General features: G+C 57.6%; 17 protein-coding genes. 10 read left to right on the top strand and 7 right to left on the bottom strand.

The features are described from left to right. Positions 1–257: 257 nt before the first annotated feature. The 4 genes from JQ604_RS24405 to JQ604_RS42025 form a co-directional block, all read right to left on the bottom strand. On the bottom strand, positions 258–1,517 hold the full coding sequence (locus JQ604_RS24405) for a recombinase family protein (RefSeq protein ID WP_249158607.1): 1,260 nt from the start codon (positions 1,515–1,517) through the stop codon (positions 258–260). Beyond that, complete coding sequence (locus JQ604_RS41640; RefSeq protein WP_249158606.1) at positions 1,427–2,038, bottom strand: recombinase family protein; 612 nt, start codon at positions 2,036–2,038, stop codon at positions 1,427–1,429. The genes JQ604_RS24405 and JQ604_RS41640 overlap by 91 nt, the downstream gene beginning before the upstream one ends. Next, positions 1,963–2,454 carry a LysR family transcriptional regulator gene (locus JQ604_RS24400; protein ID WP_349631137.1) on the bottom strand — a complete coding sequence of 164 codons (492 nt, stop codon included), beginning with the start codon at positions 2,452–2,454 and terminating at the stop codon, positions 1,963–1,965. Before JQ604_RS24400 ends, JQ604_RS41640 begins: the two co-directional genes overlap by 76 nt. 395 nt (positions 2,455–2,849) lie before the next feature. Continuing rightward, complete coding sequence (locus JQ604_RS42025) at positions 2,850–4,151, bottom strand: SphA family protein (RefSeq protein WP_212362920.1); 1,302 nt, start codon at positions 4,149–4,151, stop codon at positions 2,850–2,852. A gap of 49 nt (positions 4,152–4,200) precedes the next feature. Here JQ604_RS42025 and JQ604_RS24390 point away from each other — a divergent pair, with 49 nt between their 5' ends. Both JQ604_RS24390 and JQ604_RS24385 read left to right on the top strand, forming a co-directional pair. Continuing rightward, on the top strand, positions 4,201–5,385 hold the full coding sequence (locus JQ604_RS24390) for an alpha/beta hydrolase family protein (protein WP_212362918.1): 1,185 nt from the start codon (positions 4,201–4,203) through the stop codon (positions 5,383–5,385). A 50-nt stretch (positions 5,386–5,435) separates the two neighbouring features. After that, positions 5,436–6,788: an MFS transporter gene (locus JQ604_RS24385; protein ID WP_212362916.1), complete on the top strand. Its 1,353-nt coding sequence runs from the start codon at positions 5,436–5,438 to the stop codon at positions 6,786–6,788. A 109-nt stretch (positions 6,789–6,897) separates the two neighbouring features. Here the strand turns inward: JQ604_RS24385 and JQ604_RS41915 are convergent, their stop codons facing one another. Both JQ604_RS41915 and JQ604_RS24375 read right to left on the bottom strand, forming a co-directional pair. Then, positions 6,898–7,788, bottom strand: coding sequence for a methyl-accepting chemotaxis protein (locus JQ604_RS41915; protein ID WP_212362914.1), 891 nt, complete (start codon positions 7,786–7,788; stop codon positions 6,898–6,900). A gap of 85 nt (positions 7,789–7,873) precedes the next feature. Beyond that, positions 7,874–8,533, bottom strand: coding sequence for a glutathione S-transferase family protein (locus tag JQ604_RS24375; protein ID WP_212362912.1), 660 nt, complete (start codon positions 8,531–8,533; stop codon positions 7,874–7,876). 398 nt (positions 8,534–8,931) lie between these two features. On the opposite strand from JQ604_RS24375, the gene JQ604_RS42020 reads away from it, so the two are divergent. From JQ604_RS42020 to JQ604_RS24350, 5 genes are read left to right on the top strand one after another with little or no spacing between them, the layout of a single operon-like run. Continuing rightward, positions 8,932–9,567 carry a cupin domain-containing protein gene (locus JQ604_RS42020; protein WP_212362910.1) on the top strand — a complete coding sequence of 212 codons (636 nt, stop codon included), beginning with the start codon at positions 8,932–8,934 and terminating at the stop codon, positions 9,565–9,567. An 11-nt stretch (positions 9,568–9,578) separates the two neighbouring features. Then, positions 9,579–10,085: a lipocalin-like domain-containing protein gene (locus tag JQ604_RS24365; RefSeq protein ID WP_212362908.1), complete on the top strand. Its 507-nt coding sequence runs from the start codon at positions 9,579–9,581 to the stop codon at positions 10,083–10,085. Further along, positions 10,066–11,742: a bifunctional 3-(3-hydroxy-phenyl)propionate/3-hydroxycinnamic acid hydroxylase gene (locus tag JQ604_RS24360; RefSeq protein ID WP_212362906.1), complete on the top strand. Its 1,677-nt coding sequence runs from the start codon at positions 10,066–10,068 to the stop codon at positions 11,740–11,742. Before JQ604_RS24365 ends, JQ604_RS24360 begins: the two co-directional genes overlap by 20 nt. 16 nt (positions 11,743–11,758) lie before the next feature. Continuing rightward, positions 11,759–12,706, top strand: a complete 948-nt coding sequence (locus JQ604_RS24355; RefSeq protein WP_212362904.1) for a fumarylacetoacetate hydrolase family protein — start codon at positions 11,759–11,761, stop codon at positions 12,704–12,706. A gap of 11 nt (positions 12,707–12,717) precedes the next feature. Beyond that, positions 12,718–13,641 carry a VOC family protein gene (locus tag JQ604_RS24350; protein ID WP_212362902.1) on the top strand — a complete coding sequence of 308 codons (924 nt, stop codon included), beginning with the start codon at positions 12,718–12,720 and terminating at the stop codon, positions 13,639–13,641. 163 nt (positions 13,642–13,804) lie between these two features. Here JQ604_RS24350 and JQ604_RS24345 read toward each other — a convergent pair whose 3' ends face one another. Next, a complete protein-coding gene (locus JQ604_RS24345) occupies positions 13,805–14,539 on the bottom strand; it encodes a TetR/AcrR family transcriptional regulator (protein WP_212362901.1) in 735 nt (244 codons plus the stop codon). A 254-nt stretch (positions 14,540–14,793) separates the two neighbouring features. Here JQ604_RS24345 and JQ604_RS24340 point away from each other — a divergent pair, with 254 nt between their 5' ends. The 3 genes from JQ604_RS24340 to JQ604_RS24330 are packed head-to-tail and all read left to right on the top strand — an operon-like array spanning position 14,794 to position 17,666. Then, positions 14,794–15,759 carry an amidohydrolase family protein gene (locus JQ604_RS24340; protein ID WP_212362899.1) on the top strand — a complete coding sequence of 322 codons (966 nt, stop codon included), beginning with the start codon at positions 14,794–14,796 and terminating at the stop codon, positions 15,757–15,759. 48 nt (positions 15,760–15,807) lie between these two features. After that, positions 15,808–16,770 carry a VOC family protein gene (locus JQ604_RS24335; protein WP_212362897.1) on the top strand — a complete coding sequence of 321 codons (963 nt, stop codon included), beginning with the start codon at positions 15,808–15,810 and terminating at the stop codon, positions 16,768–16,770. A gap of 32 nt (positions 16,771–16,802) precedes the next feature. Beyond that, positions 16,803–17,666: a fumarylacetoacetate hydrolase family protein gene (locus JQ604_RS24330; RefSeq protein ID WP_212362895.1), complete on the top strand. Its 864-nt coding sequence runs from the start codon at positions 16,803–16,805 to the stop codon at positions 17,664–17,666. Positions 17,667–17,957: the final 291 nt, after the last annotated feature.

The following is a 17,957-nucleotide window of genomic DNA, read 5'->3' as shown; positions in this document are numbered from 1 at the left end:
CGGTTCCGCCATTTAACGTGGTCATCGGCTTGACCATTCTCAGCCTCTCGGTGGCCCGGAAGCCTACAAGCCACCACGGCGAACTTTCGAAGGCGGAGAGTCAACCCTGGGGCTGAAGATACGAGTCTCTCTCGCTACCATCTCCAGCATAACCTCCTGATTTTCCAGATTTGGCCGATCGATGTTTCGGTATGCGGGATGACCACCCGAAAGCCCGATCGATCAATCGCACTTCACCTGCTGTAGGTTGGGCGGCGTCAGCTCGTCAGGCTTATAGCCGGAGGTCCAGGTTCAAATCCTGTCCCCGCAACCACTGATACCGACACTCCCGTAGCCGAGGCTGCGGGAGTTTTGGTTTGTGCTGCCTTTTCCGTGTTACGCGCAGCAGTCCAGCTCAGGATTGTGCCCAAATCACCATGGAGGGTGGCGTCGATCTGGCCGCGCCTGGCACCCGGGCGGAGAACAATGCGTTCGATCAGGCCACGAAAAGCCTGGGCGGCCTCGGCCCGGTCTTCCGGACGGTTCAAAGCCTCGGTGAGGTGGGCGACCTTCTTGGCGTAGAGTTGCGAGGCGCTCGGCAGAATGTCCGGAGTATCCGCAGGGGCTTCGACGAGCAGGGCAGAAAGCTCGGCTGGTCGAGCCTCCAGCGCGTCCATCGCCGCGATCATCGACTGCTGGAACATGCCCTCCTTGATCGCTTCGACCATTCCGTGGATTTGCTTTTCTACCTTCGCCAGTTCAGCGCGCCAGGCATCGCCGCGGGCTCGCCGCTCACGGTTCAGCCGGTTCATCTCCTCGGCATAGGCGCGCATTGCTTCTGCTATGATGTCTGGCGCCAGCAGCCCGTCCTTCAGCCCGCCCAACACGCGTTGTTCGAGTTCGCTCCGCGCCAAGGTACGGCCGTTCGAACAGGACCCGTTGCTGACATGTGCCGAGCAGACGAAGCGATCGGCGCCGCGCAGCGAACAGGGGCCATCGCATAAGCCGCAGAGCACAAGTCCCGAGAACAACGACTTTGGGCGGCGAGCACCGTTGATTCGTTTGTTCGAATGGTGCTCGCGGACAGCTGCCGTCACATTGATAAATCTTTCCGCGATCTCGCTTTGCTTGGCTTTCACCAGATTCCAGAGTTCGTCCTCGATGATGCGAAGCTCTGGAACTTTGGTGATGATCCATTCGGACTCCGGATTGAGATGCGAGATGCGTTTCCCCGTCGAAGGATTCTTAATGTAATGCAGCCGATTCCAAACGAGGCGTCCCACGTAAAGCTCGTTATTGATGATCCCGGTGCCGCGCTTTAGATGGCCTCGGATCGTCGTGTCGTTCCACAGCTTGGTCTCAGGACCCGCTATGCCTTCGGCGTTGAGCTTCACGGCGATCGCTCGCGGGCTGATGCCTGCGGCGAAGTCCCGAAAGATGCGCCGGATCACGCCGGCCTGGGCCGGATCAATCTCTCGGTCTCCTCGGATACGATCTCCGCGCTCGTCCAGCCGTTTGATAACGCGGTAACCGAGCAAAGCCCGCCACCTGACTTTCCACCTTCTACTCGACCTCGCAAGCCGCGGTGCGTCTTCGCAGCTAGGTCTTTCAGAAACAGAGCATTCATGGTCCCTTTTAGACCGACGTGAAGCTCGGTGATCTCCCCTTCGGCCAAGGTGACGATCGGAATGTCGGCAAAGCGCAGCTGCTTGAACAGGGTTGCCACGTCCGCTTGGTCGCGGCTGATGCGATCGAGCGCCTCAGCGAGCACGATATCGAACGCACGGCTCTGAGCATCCTGCAACAATGCTTGGATGCCCGGACGACGTATCATGCTCGCACCGGAGATTCCGGCATCCGTGTAAGAATTGGCGATCGTCCACTTTTCGCGCACCGCGCGCTCTTTGCAGATACGAAATTGGTCTTCGATCGACGCGTCACGTTGATTGTCAGAGGAGTATCGGGCGTAGAGCGCAACTCGCGTCATTGGCTTGTCCTTGGTATTCGTTCGCGCCGGCACATGACGCCGTAGCGCAAAACTATCGAATGAACGCGGCATTTATATGCCTCGCACACTCGGATAACGACAACGTCGGCGGTTCCGTTACGGAGGGCAGTCATCAGGCGGAAGCGAGAGCGTTCCATCGTTGCCAGTTCGAGCCGAGGTAGCTGCTTCTTGAGTTCACCTATCGTCGCTCGCAAATTACCGGTAGACATGGATGTGAAGAAGCCGATGACAAGATGGCCAGTATCGCCGCGACCACCGGACCGCCCTGTGTCAACGAGCATGTCGACTTGCTCCAAGATCAACCGCGCAATTCGCAGAACCGCTCGACCGGCCAGCGTAGGCTTGATTCCACCGCTTGAGCGCTCAAACAGTGAAGTTCCTACCACGTACTCAAGCTGACCGATGGCCCGGCTGAAGGCGGTGTGCTTGATCGAAAGCGCTTCTGCGGCCCTAGCTTCCGTGGTCACAAGCCGCAATCGCAAGTCGAAGCTGTGTAGGTCAATAGCTCTCGCTGCGTTTCGTTGATCGTTCCTGGTCTCCCGAGATAGGCGAAATAGGACAGGTTCAATGCCGCCGCCGTGTCCGCCATAGCTTTGTAGAAGTCCGGGGCCTTGTTTTGGCGTTCAACGAAAGATCGAGGAAATTCCGAAAGACGCAATGCGTTGCGCAACCTACGGCGTGTCCAGCCTTGGAGTGTGGTGTCGAATGACCTGGCAGTGGTTCGACGAACGCGATCAGCCAACGTTAGGGCGCGGCGAATTCTGATCGGCGTACGGTTGCGGCGTATCTAGCTTTCAAAAGAAAAGCCACGCTCTTGGAGCGTGGCGAGTTAGGGAGGTTTACCGTCGTCCGCAAAGTTTAATTACTTTGTCGGGAGGAGCCGTCTAGGTGCTGCCCCATCGTCAGGAGCCCACAGTCGATAACTTATGCTCGCAAATGCAGACCAGGCGTGGGTAACCGTTGCTAGGTCAACTCCCGCGGACGGAGTCTTTCCCGAGGCCGTGCTGTAGAATTCGTTCGTGGCCCAAACGTTCAGAGCCACGGGACCAAAGTCATAGCCGACCAAACCCCCGGCAGCCACTTTCGTATATCGGTTCGAATTCACTGCAAAATTGTAGAAGGCGCTCGATTGGTCGTTGCTCACTTGCGAGACGACGTAACCGACCGGCCCGAGAGTCCATTTATCGAACCGCTTCGTTGCAACGAACTCCGCGTGAAATATGTCGCCAGTGCGGTAACCCGTTCTTTGATTCTTGGTATTGAATTCTTGAAAGATGTTTGCCGTTAAGTTCCAGCCATCCTTCAGATAAGAAACGATGAATTCCGGTTGAAACGTCCACCACGGGTTTCCGATGCTCGCTAGCCCGTTGGCGCCTAGGATATCTCCGTCTGGGACATAGATCCCGAGGCCCGTCTTTACGAAGAAGCCGCTATCGCCGAGCTTCCAGCTCAATTCGGCCGGCACGACATAGGTGTTGTGAACCGCAGCGGCCTGGAAATTGACCGGTGCCGAAATGTTCGACGAAAACGCGGGCTGGACTATGACTGCATCATAAGTCGCTCCGAGGAAGGTCCAGCCAGGCACAAAGAGAAATCCTACTGCAGCCGCGGAAACGCTCGTCTTTGGACCAGTCGGAACGTTTGGTCCCGTGATTGATCCCTGCGCCGTCACGAATTGGTCGAACATATAGATGCCCGGTGGCGGCGTGCCAGCCGAAGAGCCGCCAAGGGTGACTCCAGGCTTTTGAGCCGCGCCGGGATATCCAACCTCGTACGAGTAAGCAGGTCCGGCACCCAAAAGCGCCATTGCGGCAGAGAAAGTCAAAGACAGCGTTCGCGTGCCCATCGCTGAAAGCATGATGCGTTCCTCATTGATGATGACATTATCAAGTTTGAGCAACTGATCATCATGAATTTTTGTTCCTGTCAAGGCGAGACCTTGCGCCGGCCAAGCCAAATGCGCGGCGAATGCGTCACAGGGACAACATCGGGAGCGGACGAGACCGAGGGCGCAGCCAAGGGTTCGTCGACGCACGGAGACGGCGTCAATTTCATTTTGCTTGACGAAGCTGCCGAAAATGATGTTCTCATCAGAGATGAGCCCATCATCAAGCCCGCGTCGTGAGCTGTTGCACTCGACTTGAAGCAACACGGGCGCTGTCACGCGGCCGAAATCTCCCGGGCCACATTTGTTAGCGATTGAACGGTGAACAATGCAAGATCAACGGCACATCGGCCTGGACGTTGGGAAGCGCGGATCCTGGTCGACCCCCTGCGATCCTTCAGCCGAACCTCTACCCAAAATCCCCGTTCTTTTGTCTCCCGAGGAGCGCGCCGCTCTTGATGCGTTGCTGCGCGCGATGCCGCAATCCAGACTGCTCAGCAGCGGAATGGCCTACGCTGACGTGGAAACGCTTCGCTCAATGGCGACGGTAGGGGTCGATTGGGTTGAAGCTGCCTGCTGGTTGGCTGAGCGCAACCTAAGGCTGGCGGGCGCGGCCAAGCAGAAAGGACACCGGACGACCGCCCTTAGGTATTTTCGCTGGGCATCCGCCTGTTTCAGGGTCGCCCAAGCAGCGATTGCCTTCGATACCGACCTCAAGAAGGAGCTTTATGGTCGCCTCATTGCTGCCTTCTCCGAGGCTGCGGCACTCGATGATTGTCCTACCGACCATTGGACTGTCGATTTCGACGAAGGAAAACTCTGCGGCTGGCTTATCCGGCCGCCATTGTCGGAATCTTCACCTGTCGTCATTGTTCTGGGAGGATTTGATGGTTGGCGAGAAGAGCATCATCCCGCCGCGCTGGCGCTTGTCGAGCGCGGCATCGCGGCCCTGCTCATCGACGTGCCCGGGCAAGGCGAGACGAGGCTTTTCCACCATCTGTATCTAACCAGCGACGTCCATCGGGCCTTCTCGCGCATCGTCGATGCTCTTCTTGAAGACCCCAGGGTGAGCGGCCGTATCGGGATTCTTGGAAATAGCTTTGGGGGATGCTTGGTCGCTAACGCGGCGATCGCCGACCAGCGTCTTGCCGCATGCTGCGTCAACTGCGGTGCAAGTAGACCGCTGGAGTTTCCCGAACGATATCCGCGCTTTTTCAGCAAGGTCGAGGCGATGATTGGAAGTTCGTGCAATGACCAGGCGAGGGCGGTTCTCAACGCGTTGGATCTGACAGCTTCACTCGGCAGCCTTCGTACTCCCCTGCTGCAACTCCACAGCGAGATCGATACTGTGTTCAGCCTCGACAATGCGAGGCTGATCCATGATCAAGCGGCTTCAGATGACAAGACGCTGCTTGTTTGGAAAGACGGCGACCATTGCATCTACAACCATGCTGACGAACGAAACACCGCAGTCGCGGATTGGTTCTGTGAGAGGCTTGGTCTCCGAGACTGATGCAGCGCGTGCTGTGACAATACCAGTGATACGATGTAGCGGAGAATTCGATGACTTCAGCCTCGACCGAAGTGCTGCAAATAGACTCTGACCGCGGCATCACCCGTTTTCATGTGCGTCTGCTCCTTTTGACCTCCGTGCTGACGCTGCTCGACGGTTACGACATCACGGCTCTTAGCTTCGTCGCCCCGGAGCTCGCGAAAGCGTGGCAGATACCCGACAAGTCGGCCTTCTCTTCCGTGTTTGTCGCAAGCCTAGCCGGCATGCTTGTGGGAGCACCTTCCGTCGGCTGGATTGGCGATCGGTTCGGGCGAAAGCCGGCAATCATCCTATCTTGCACTCTATTCGGCGTTTGCACGCTCGCGATGATGCTCGTGGAGTCAATTGGGCAACTCGGAGCTTTGCGCTTCTTGACGGGTATAGGATTGGGCGGACTACTCCCAAATGCGTCGGCTCTCAATGCAGAATACGCGCCTTCCCGCTATCGGGCGACGATGATTATCCTGATGTACATTGGTACGGCTTTGGGAGGGGCTCTCCCCGGTCCGCTAACAGTCGCGCTTGTTCCCGATTACGGTTGGCGCGTCCTTTTTCTGATAGGCGGCGTCCTGCCGCTCGCCGCTTCCTTTTCTTGCTGGTTGTGGCTACCAGAATCAGCCAAATACTTAGACATTTCCAAGTCTGCGAAAGGACGGATGGGCGAACTGTCCGGAAGGTCCCCTGGCAACGCCCCTAAGGACGGCCTAAGAGGCGCAGCAGCCTCGGTGAGTTCACTGTTCAAGGACGGTCTCAAGTGGGTCACCCCCCTGCTGTGGCTGCTGTTTGTCAGCAGCCTAATGGGGTATTTCTTTCTGATGAGCTGGACGCCAATCCTACTCGTTGCCGCGAAAGTATCTGACGCCAATGCCGCATTGGCCCTGTCCAGCTTCCAAATCGGTGGCATTGTGGGAGGCGTCTGCATAGCTCGACCAACGGATCGATGGGGGCTCTCGCCGCTTAACCTGTTCTTCGGCGGCGCGGTGTTGACAACCGGAACCATCGGATACGCGGCGGTAAGTGGCTCGAGCGCGCTGTTGATGCCGGTTGCGCTGCTTGCCGGATTTTTCGTATTGGGAGCTCAGCTTGGATTAAACGCCGTCGCTACCATGATCTATCCCACAGCCATACGTGCGAACGGAGCTGGCTGGGCCCTAGGTATCGGTAGGCTTGGTGCCATTCTCGGGCCAATCCTCGGTGGTCTGCTCATTGCGAGGAATTACTCTGTAGAGACGGTCTATATCGTTGCTGCATGTCCTTTCGCGATCGCGACGCTAAGCGCGGTAATGTTGGCGATCATTGCTCGCAGGCGATTTGCCGGCCGCCTTTTGACAGATCGAGAAAGTCCCAGCGCGAAAGCGCTCTAGGGCGCTTGTAGCTTTCTGGGTGCACTCGCTTGCGAATGCGTGACGTCAGTCGCTGAAAAAACTCCGAGCTATCGGCGCTGGCGAGGTCGCGACTATGAGCAGCGCTCTCTCACTCAGTCAGCTCATGAAAGAGCGTACGCATCTTGCCCGCCCTTTCGGATCCCATAACAATCCCTTTTTCGATGCTTGCAAGAGCATTGCGCAGTTCACCGAGCCCTGCCGTGCAAACGTCGAGCCCGGACACGACCTGGTTCGTCGAAGCCTCTTGGTATCCAACCGAAGACGCGATTGCCCGCAATTTTACGCTCATGCCATCAATGTCGGAAGCGATGGATTCGACCGAATGAAGCGAGTCGCGTGATGCGTTCTGGATTTGGGAAATTTGCAAAGCGATGTCTTCGGTGGCGCTGGATGTCTGGTTCGCGAGTGCCTTCACTTCGCTCGCGACGACGGCAAAGCCTCGTCCCAAATCGCCGGCTCGCGCCGCCTCGATTGTTGCATTAAGAGCCAATAGATTGGTCTGCCCGGCAATCTTCCGAATGAGGGTCATGACAGAGGATATTTTTTCAACAGCCGTTGCAAGCGTCGCCGAATTCGATAGCGCCAGCTTGATGGCTTCGGCTATTTGATCGATTGTTTCGGAAGCGGATTTCGCCTGCGCGGAAATCTCGGTGATCGATATCCCAATAGCCCCCGATGAGTTGGCTGCCGATTGGCATCCGCTCTCAATTGAGCCGCATGAGTGGATGGCGGAAGATATGGCCTCGCCGGCTTTGACTACGGCTCCGGCAGTTATGTTAAGGAGTTCTGCAAGAGCGGCCTGGTTTTGAGCATTCTCGTTGGGAAGTACGCTCTGAACATGCCCCTTCTGTTGAGGGGCGCTTCCCCGTACCGCAAATAAGGTAATCTCTTCACTCAAGAGCTCCAATATGCGATCTGCATCAAGCTTTGCTTCTCGCTGTTGTCGAATGAACTGATTTAAGGCGGATTTTGCCGACATCTTCTCTCCCCCTGAAGCGCCCACGATGTCTGCCGTGTAGCGTCATCTGCGAACGCGCTCTGATCAATGATATCGTACGTCGAAACTACGATGGCCCGCGCGAGGCACTACGCTCCCGCTCCAAGCTCTGCGCATAGCTGGCTCGGCAACTGACGCGCTGGGCGTGGTCGCGAAGAGACGGATACGCATCCAAGGGAAAGCCGCCGCTGGCGGCGATGTTGTAAAGCCAATGCAAGTAAACATCCACGATGGACCAATGATCTCCGTACCACCAGTCTTGTCCCGCCAGGCGATCGGCGATTCTTTGCACTTCGAGATCGAACTTCTTCAAACCGTCGCGCTTGATCCCTTCCGTTTCGCCATCCGTGAAACGAGATGGCAGGTGGATCTGTCGGACCATCGGGTGAAGTGTGGACGAGCACCAGATCAGGTCCATAAGGCCGTGCTCAATCGGAGCGCCCTCACCAGGTGGCAAAAGCCTCGCTTGCGGCCGGTGCCGATCGATCCAATGCAGGATGGCGGGATTCTCCGTCAGAAGATGATCTCCGTACGTCAGTGCAGGCACCTTGCCTTTGGGATTCACCGCGAGGTAGGCGGGCGAACGTTGCTCGTTTGCCAATAAATCGATCAAGCGAAGATCGTAGTCGAGTCCAGCTTCCTCGAGCGCGTTGATCGTCACACGGGAGCACGAGTCCGGGCACATATACAACGTAATCTGGTCTGATCGCTTTTGCGTCGCGTTCATGAGTTACTCCTCCACCTTGGACAAATTGGGTTGCTTCTTGTTCTGAGATCCGGATTATTCGGTGCTTGTGCGAAAACGCGCTACTCGACAAATCGGCTTGGAGATCGACCGGGCCACAGCCGATGTTCAGGCCTATGCCGGTCCCGAATGGATATGAGAGCGCCGGTCGCGGCGATGGTTCTCATTTGCCTGAGGTCCGAGACTTCAAGTGAATCCCTGTCCAAATTCATGGGAGGTTTCTCGGCGGGGGGCGGAGAGAATCAATTCGGCCTTGCGGGTCAATTTCAACACTGATAAGTTAATCAGAAGTGAGTAGAACATCAATCTACTTTGCATCGGATATGCGCTACGTCACCTGCCCCGCAGGCGATCGGAGGACCAAGGGAGGGGAGAGATCAGTGACTTCGATTAACCGTCAGCAATTTCTCAAATGGGGAGGCCTCTTGGGTCTCGGCGCCTGGCTGCCCGCGGTCGCGAGCGCGCAGGATCGCCAGCCAGCCCCTGGCGGGGTCAGGCGTATCATCACTGGAATAGACGGCAATGGCCGTTCCCTGATCGCGAAAGATACCGCCGCGCCTCACGTCTATCGTCGCGAGGGGGTCGTCATCACCGAACTGTGGTCCACCGATGCGGCACCGAGCAGCAATCGCGGGGAGGCCGATCCAACCGATTCCCCGCTTCGCCTTATGCCGCCAAAGAACGGGTCGGTCTTCAGAATACTGACCTTCCTGCCGCAGACGGCGCCAGAGGCGGCGTCGCCCGCAACCGCGGCGCATGCTGATGATTCAGGAATTTCGGCGGCGCTCGCAAAGGGAAAAGCCTCCGGCCGCGCTGCCGGATCTCATGTCACCGACACGACCGACTACGTCGTCATGCTCAGCGGCGAGATCTACGCGCTTGTCGATTCCGGCGAAGTTCTGATGAAGCCGGGCGATGTTCTCGTCCAGCGTGGAACGAGCCACTCCTGGGTCAACCGATCGCAGCAGCCCGCGTCGCTTGCCTTCGTGCTGATCGACGCTCAGCCCCTCTCCTGAAAGGAGTCTCCATGAACCGGTTCTGGTTGTTGTCCGTTGGTTTGGCGCTTGTGCTCTGCTCAAGCGTGGAGACCTTTGCCGCCGAAACGCTCGAAGGGACCTACCGCCTTGTCGCCGCGACCCGCACGATCGTTGCGACTGGCGAAGTCGAGGATAGCTTCGGCAAGAATCCGGTCGGCTACATCATCTACGGCAAGGAACGCCGCATGATGGTCTTGATCGTACGTAGCGACAGGCCGCGGTTAACCTTCGCGACGATGAACGACACCCAGCGCACGGCGCTGTTCGACTCGATGGCGGCCTATAGCGGCACTTACGATTTCGATGGAAAGACGGTCATTCACCACATCGATGCATCCTGGAACGGGATCTTGACGGGAACCGACGCAGTCAGGTCGGTTCGGCGTGAAGGCAATCGCGTCATCCTTTCGACCGGGGCAATACCGACGCCGACAGACGGGAAAATCAGTACGAGTGAGTTGGTGTGGGAGCGAGTGGATGCCGACGTCCGTCCATAGTGAGGATGCGAAAATCGACGGAAGTCAGGATGCTCAGCGCCGACGAGGCGACCACTACGACGTCATCATAGTCGGTCTTGGACCCGTGGGGGCCGTTTGCGCGCATCTACTAGGCGCGCGCGGCATCTCGACATTGGTCATCGAGAAAGAGGCCGGTCCCTATGACCTCCCGAGGGCGATCCACATTGATCACGAGATCATGCGGATTATGCAGTCTGTCGGGTTGGCTGAGCCGCTGTTGCCAAAACTCGCAACAGCTGCCGGCGGCGTGCATTTCGGAGCAGATTTGGCGATTACACGACCGCTTCAACGATATGTTACGAGCGATCGCCTGGGCTGGTCTTCCGACTACTTCTTCTATCAGCCGGAACTGGACGCGGTATTGCGTGAGCAGCTGGCGCTGCGGGAGTCGGTTGACGTTCGGCTCGGTTGCAAGGTGACCGCCGTTCGTCCGCATGGTGGGTCAGTCAGCGTCGTGATTGATGACGAAGTCGAGGTCTCGGCCTCATATGTCTTTGGCTGCGATGGTGCTCGCAGCATCGTCCGGAAGTCGGTCGGGATCGAACTCGAAGATCTCGGCTTCGACGAATCATGGATCGTCGCCGACGCGACCGTGGACGGTCCCATTCGGATTCCTAACGTCCAGGGCCTTCCACACGACATCGATCTGCAGCGATTGGTGTTCCTAATCGGTGACCCAGCCCGCCCCACGTCTGTCATTCCAGGCCCCCGATCGTATCGTCGTTGGGAGTTCATGCTTCTTCCAGGAGAGAAGCCCGAGGAGTTTTGCCGTGAGGATCGCGTCAAGGGGCTACTCGCTCCATGGTTACGTGACGTCAGCTATCGCCTCATCCGTTGCGTGGTCTATCGCTTCCATGCCCTGCTCGCGACCAAATGGAAATCAGACCGAGTGCTTCTGTTGGGCGATGCAGCTCACCAAACACCTCCCTTCTTTGGTCAAGGCCTTTGCCATGGCATCCGCGACGCAGCCAATCTGAGTTGGAAGTTGCGTATGGTGCTCGATGGAGCTGCGTCGCCAAGCCTTCTATCGAGTTATCCGCTCGAGCGCCTCCCGCAGGTTAGAAGTGTTGTCGAGACCTCGATTCGCATGGGGCGCTTCATGTGTACCCTGGATCGCGAGGTGGCTCGCAACCGGGATGCCGTCATGAGGGAGCAGATGCAAGGCGCTGCCGCATCCCAGATCGACATCATTCCCAGGCTTGCTGATGGGATAATTGCGTCCAATCACGCGCAGAACAATGCGGTCGGCGAGCGGTTTATCCAACCTCCCATGGTCGATCATCGCGGCCAGCGCCGGCTGCTCGACGACTTCACGAGCCGCGGCTTCGTGTTGCTTGCTGCAACGGATCTGTCGATTGAAGGCGTAGAGCCGCCAAGCTCGCTGCGCGATCAGGTCAAGCTCGATTGCTTTACGGTTCTATCCCAGGATTCGATGCTACCCGAGCTCGCCGGCGAACTCCTCGACTGTAGCGGCGAATTACTCCGCTGGTTTGAAGAGCGCGGCTGCCGAGGCGTGCTGATACGTCCAGATAGCTACGTTTACGGCGTATTCTCGTCCTCTGAGGAGGCGATTGCGCTCGTCGCATACTTGGAGCGGCAGCTGTTGAACGTGTCCTCTCCAAGCAAAGCACAATAGTGAAAAAGGCCGCATCATGACCGACAGCACCATTCGTCTGGGTTCTTATCGATCTCCGAGTGGCCCACGTGCCTGCGCCATACGCTCGGAATCCGTGTTTGATTTGCAATCGGTTCTCGGCATTCCCGGATCGTCGAATCTGCTTTCCGTTTTCGAGGACTGGCACCTCACCGAGACGCTTCTGAGAAGCGCATCGTTTGATGCCGGTTCGGTGGGACCGCTTGCACAAACCGAGTTGCTGGCCCCAATATTGTATCCGCGCGCCATGTTCTGTGCTGGTGCGAACTATGCCGATCACGTCGAAGAAATGGCGCGCGTACTTGGCATTCCTGCCAGCTCAAATAAAGAGAACGATGCGCCCTGGCACTTTGTCGCAACGCCGGCGCACTCGATCGTTGGACCGAACGCCGCAATCGAAATTCCCGCTTACGCGGCAACATTGGACTGGGAGGCCGAGCTCGGTGCCGTCATTGGACGGCCGGCACGCAATGTTTCGGTCGATACCGCAATGAGTCATGTCGCGGGCTTGACCATTGTCAATGATCTCTCTGCCCGGGATCACAGCCGGCGCGCCAATGTGCCAGTAAGCCTTCCATTCCATTGGGATTGGATGTCTCAGAAATGCTTCGAGGGCGCCAAGCCCGTTGGCCCGTGGATCACGCTGCTGCGTGATGTTGGCGATGTATACGACATGCCGATCCGCTTATGGGTCGATGGGGTCATCATGCAGGAGTCGAATACGAGCCAAATGATCTTCACCATTGCTGAGCAGATCGCATTTCTGAGCACGCGGCTAACACTGCTCCCCGGAGATATCATCGCCACCGGTACGCCGGCCGGCGTTGGAATTGCTCGAGGCACGTCGCTGCGGGGCGGCGAAGAAGTTCGAATCGAAATTGAACGGATCGGAGAGTTGACCACCAAGATCAAACCCAGACCTACCCAACCACCAGCAAGCTCTTAAACGAGGAAATCATGTATCTCGCTGCGACTAAGCCCAACAATGCCACCCGAACCCGGCGCCTGGCCGACATTATCTTTGAAACGCCAGACATCGAGCGTCTCTTGAGCTACTACGTCGACACGATCGGTCTATCAGTTGTGGAACGAACCCCCGATGCCGTCTATCTCGGCGCATCGTCACAGGACTATTGCGTCGTCCTCAAGCCAGGCGCGCAAACTCAATGCAACGGGCTGAGTTTCCAGATTTCTCCCGAGGAGGGAGACCTCGGGGCGCTGCATAAGCTGGTGCAGGCACAGGGGATCGCCGCGGAATTGCGCCAGGACGCAAATCCTTCAATCAACACGAGCCTGCATTTCAAGGACCCCAAAGGCACCAATATCGAAGTATTCGCCAAGCGCACAGCGCGGAGCGGCCAGGTGGCCTCGCGCGGCATTGGACCAGAAAAGCTCGGTCACGTCGCCTTCAGTGTCACGGACGTGAATAAGATTGTCAGGTTTTATGTCGACGTGCTCGGATTCCGTGAGTCGGACTGGATCGGTGATTTTTTTGCGTTCCTCCGCTGCAGCCCGGATCATCACACAGTGAACTTCGTCCGTGGCAAGACCGACAAAATGCATCACGTCGCATTCGAATTGAAGGACTGGGCGCATGTGCAGACGGCATGTGAGACGTTAGGAAAGCAACACATTCCGCTGCTTTGGGGTCCCGGGCGGCATGGTGTAGGCCATAATATCTTCACCTATCACCGCGACACCGACGGCCACATTGTTGAGCTGTTCACTGAGATAGATCGGATCCACGACGAGGATCTCGGCTATTTCGAGCCACGGCCCTGGCACGAAGAAGTTCCGCAGCGTCCCAAGGTCTGGCCACCGGGCTTGGCCGCGGCCAACCAATGGGGTATCGAGGCGCCCCACACCATGCTGGAAGGCTAGGCGTCTGGTAAGGGATCGGCTTTGCGCTGAGCGCTGCTGCTCATCGCGGCAAAGCATTTGAGGCTGATGGGCGCGCTTGCAAGTGAGATTCGATTGCAAGCGCGCTCAGACCCAGAAAGTCTTATGATCCGCCGCGACAGCGCCGCGTGTCGGGATTGTTCGGTCAGGAAGCCTGAGAGGGCTTGTGCGTCAGGACCTCAAGTGCCGACTGAAGCCTATGAGGCAGGGGATGGGACGCAATCGAGCTCGCCTCCTTGGCGGAGATCCCATAGAGCCTCAACATTAGCTCGGCGAATTTCGCACCCACTGCGTCAGACAGATCGCTGGTCAGCATGTTTCGGATGACGCCAACCAATCCGCCCAGCGTAATGGCGATGGCGACGTCGACATCGGGGATCGAGAACCGCCGCTCTCGAATGCCGGCCCGAAGCGTTGCGGCTGCTCGTTCCTTGAACGTATTCTGCATTTGCGGAAGCGCGCTTTCCGCACGAACGATAAACCAGCCCCATATCGGGTCGAGGTGCGCCTTCCTTATGATCAAGCGTTGCACATAGCTGACAACCAATGCAGCGTCGGTGACCCCCTCATGCGCCATCTCCAATACTTTGGCCAGATCTTCCGTCTGCGCCTGGAACACGGCAAGCGCAATCTCTTCTTTCGACGTGAAGTGATTGTAGAAGCTGCCAAACCCAACATCCGCTTCCTCGGCAATTTCGGCAATCGTCGCGCGTTCGACTCCCACCCGCGCCATCACCGCTTGGGCAGCCAGCACCAGCTTCATCTTGGTCTGCATACGCGTGCGGTCAGATCTCCTGACCTTTGCAGCAGGCTGCTTTCGCACATCAACCTGCTTTCGCTTCTGAGGCGCGCGGTCGGAAATTGTTCTTTTGGTTGCCATGACTCGGTTCCGCAACAAAGGTTGCGAACGGTCATGCCACATTTTTGATGGCGACAGAAGCATTATATGTTTGATGACGATATCAGAGATGATATAGGAGTCCAAAAGGTGCGGGTCACTGCGGATGAAGGCGCCTCGTGACGTAAGCGTGCGCATTCGTTTCGGTGTCGTTCCGAAGAGAGTGCGCAAGCCGCTCGTATGAAGCGCGGCGGAATCGCGGGCTTGTTGATGTGGCAGGCGGGGGGAAGATAGCGATGAAGGACAAGGTCGCACTCGAAGAGCACTTTGCTCTCGAAGAAACGCTGGGAGATTCCCAGAACTTTGTAGGGCCGGAGACATGGCAGGATCTTCGTGCCAGGCTGCTCGATATCCGGGACATGCGCATCCGCGAAATGGATAAGCACGGCATCGCCGTGATGATCCTCTCCCTCAATAGCCCGGCCATTCAAGCGATCTCGGACCATCGGACGGCCGCAGAAACTGCGCGGCGAGCCAATGACATCCTCGCAGCCGAGATTGCGAAGAGCGGCGGACGCTTTAAGGGACTTGCGGCGCTGCCCATGCAAGATCCACAAGCCGCGTCGTTGGAGCTTAGCCGTTGTGTCCACGAACTCGGCTTCAAAGGCGCGCTCGTAAATGGCTATTCGCAAGTTGGTCCGACGTCGGAGGCAGTGTATTACGACGTGAAGCCCTATTGGGACTTCTGGGAGGTGGTTGAACGCCTGGGCGTGCCGTTCTACCTCCATCCACGCGAGCCTAGTGAGCGAAAGGCCTATGTCGGGCACCCCTGGTTGATTGGCCCGGCATATGGGTTTGGCTCGGAAACGGCGCTTCATGCCCTACGGCTGATGGGCAGTGGGCTTTTCGACAAATTTCCTGCCTTGAAGATCATACTGGGTCATCTCGGCGAGGCTCTGCCCTTTACGCTTTACCGTATCGACCAACGCATCGCGTGGTCGCCGCTCGGATACCCGGCCAAGAAGAAGGTGTCGGAGTATTTCTCCGAGAATTTTTACATCACCACGGCCGGAAACTTCAGGACTCAATCGCTCGTCAACTCACTTCTGGAGGTTGGAGCGGATCGTATCCTTTTCTCAACCGACTATCCGTTCGAGCAAGTCAGTGAGGCTACGGAATGGTTCGAGAGCGCGGCGATCAGTGAACGGGACCGGGAAAAAATCGGCCGGACAAATGCCGTTAAGCTTTTCCAATTGGACTAGGATCGTCGGCCCGATGGTTTGCGCTACCTTCAACTCCCGGAGAATCGCATGACGGCAATTGGCGGCCACGTTAGCAGCAGCGCTAGGGCTGGAGACCTCGGCGTCCACTCGCTCCACGAATTCGTGCTCGGAGTACCGGATGTTGCCGAAGCAGCGACATTCTATCACGCCTTCGGTCTGGAGGTCTCCAATGAGAGCAATGCCCTTGCGCTGCGAACATTCGGCCACGAGCACCGATGGGGCGCCGTCGTCGAAAGCGCGCGTAAACAGCTTCATCACCTCTCGTTCGGATGTTTCCCCGAAGATGTGCAGCGACTGAGAGCCAGAATAGAGGGAAATGGCGTCAGGCTTGTTGACCCTCCGCCCGGCTTCGAAAATGAAGGCTTCTGGTTCCGCGGCCACGACAACGTATTGATCGAGGTGAGGAGCGCACCCAAATCCTCCCCCGACACCAAAAGCGTCGCAACATGGCCAGACGCGCTGCCATCTGTTGGCCGGGCGCCGACACGTCAGAACGCTCGGCAAGGGCGGCCGCGGCGTCTGTCGCACATCCTGATCTTTACCAGCGACATTGATGAAGCGCTCGGCTTCTACAGCCGGAACCTGGGTCTGCGGTTGTCGGATCGATCCGCCGACATTGTCGCATTCATGCACGGCATTCACGGGAGCGACCATCACCTTCTCGCGTTCGTCAAATCCGACTCTCCGGGACTGCATCACTGCAGTTGGGATGTAGGCAGTATCGATGACATCGGTCTTGGCGCTATGAACATGGCCGGAAAGGGTTACGCGAAAGGATGGGGGCTGGGACGTCATGTCCTCGGATCGAATTTCTTCCACTACGTGCGGGATCCGTGGGGGAGTTACTCCGAGTATTCGTGCGATATCGACTACATTTCAGCCAACGCGGAATGGAGCGCGGGCGATTATCCTCCCGACGACTCCTTCTATCTCTGGGGACCAGAGGTTCCAGCTGATTTTGCCTTCAATTACGAATCTCCCAACGCTTGACGGTAAATGCTTATGTTCTTCGAGAGGCACAGATGAAGCTCGTTCGGTATGGCCTGATCGGCCGCGAGAGGCCGGGAATTATCGACGCGGCTGCAAATATTCGAGACCTATCGTCTGTCGTTGATGACATCGACGGTCAGATGATCGCGAACGGTGGGATCGACAAAATTCGATCCGCCTCAGTTGAGGCCTTGGAGATCGTCAAGGGAAACCCGCGCCTTGGGGCCTGCGTTGGAAATGTCCGGAATATGATCGCGGTCGGTCTGAATTACTCGGACCATGCGAAGGAGTCGGGCATGCCCATTCCAAGCGAGCCCATCATCTTTCTCAAGCATACAGGCTGCATCTGCGGACCGAACGACAATACGATTCTGCCCCAGTCATCGACCAAGCTCGATCATGAGGTCGAACTTGGCATCGTGATCGCAAAGCCGGCATCCAACATACCATCCGAGGAAGACGCGAAGGAATTCATTGCAGGCTACTTCGTCCACAATGATGTGTCCGAGCGCTCCTTTCAGATCGACCGATCTGGAGGACAGTGGAGCAAGGGCAAAAGTTGCGTGACGTTTGGGCCGATCGGGCCATGGTTCGTCACGGCCGACGAGGTTGAGGATCCCCAAAATCTCGATATGTGGCTCGATGTCAATGAAGAGCGGCGTCAGCGCGGCAATACGAAGACGATGATCTTCAGCGCGAAGTATCTCGTTTGGTATTGCTCACAGTTCATGGCAATGCAGCCAGGGGACGTCATTGTTACCGGAACTCCGCCGGGCGTGGGACTTGGTGCCAAACCCACTCCAAAATTCCTGAAGGCAGGAGACGTTGTTACATTGGGCATCGAGGGGCTCGGCGAGCAGCGCCAAGTCATCGTCCAGTTCGGAACGTCGTCCTGACGCTCTTGGAGCTCTCAGACGAGCTTACCGCCGCGGTTCAACTGGTTCGCTCGCTGGCGTCAGTCGAGTTCCGCTGCCATGCCGCCATCGGCCCGTCATGCCATCGCCCCGGCACCGAGCGCCGGACCGGCGTGGCTTGGGTTGCGTGCCCGCTCGGGCAGCCAGGTTGAACAAGCCAGTACGCACACCTGCTCTCCATCTCCAAAAGGGCACATGGCATGTGCCGAAGGTCCCGTCGAGGATCAGAGCTCGAGGCCATCCGGAGCGTGTGGCACAGGAGATAAAGTAGCG

This window comes from Bradyrhizobium jicamae (assembly GCF_018130695.1).
Taxonomy (GTDB): Bacteria; Pseudomonadota; Alphaproteobacteria; order Rhizobiales; family Xanthobacteraceae; genus Bradyrhizobium; species Bradyrhizobium jicamae_B.
Note: the sequence above shows the minus strand (reverse complement) of the source record. Positions and strands in the feature narration are given on the sequence as shown.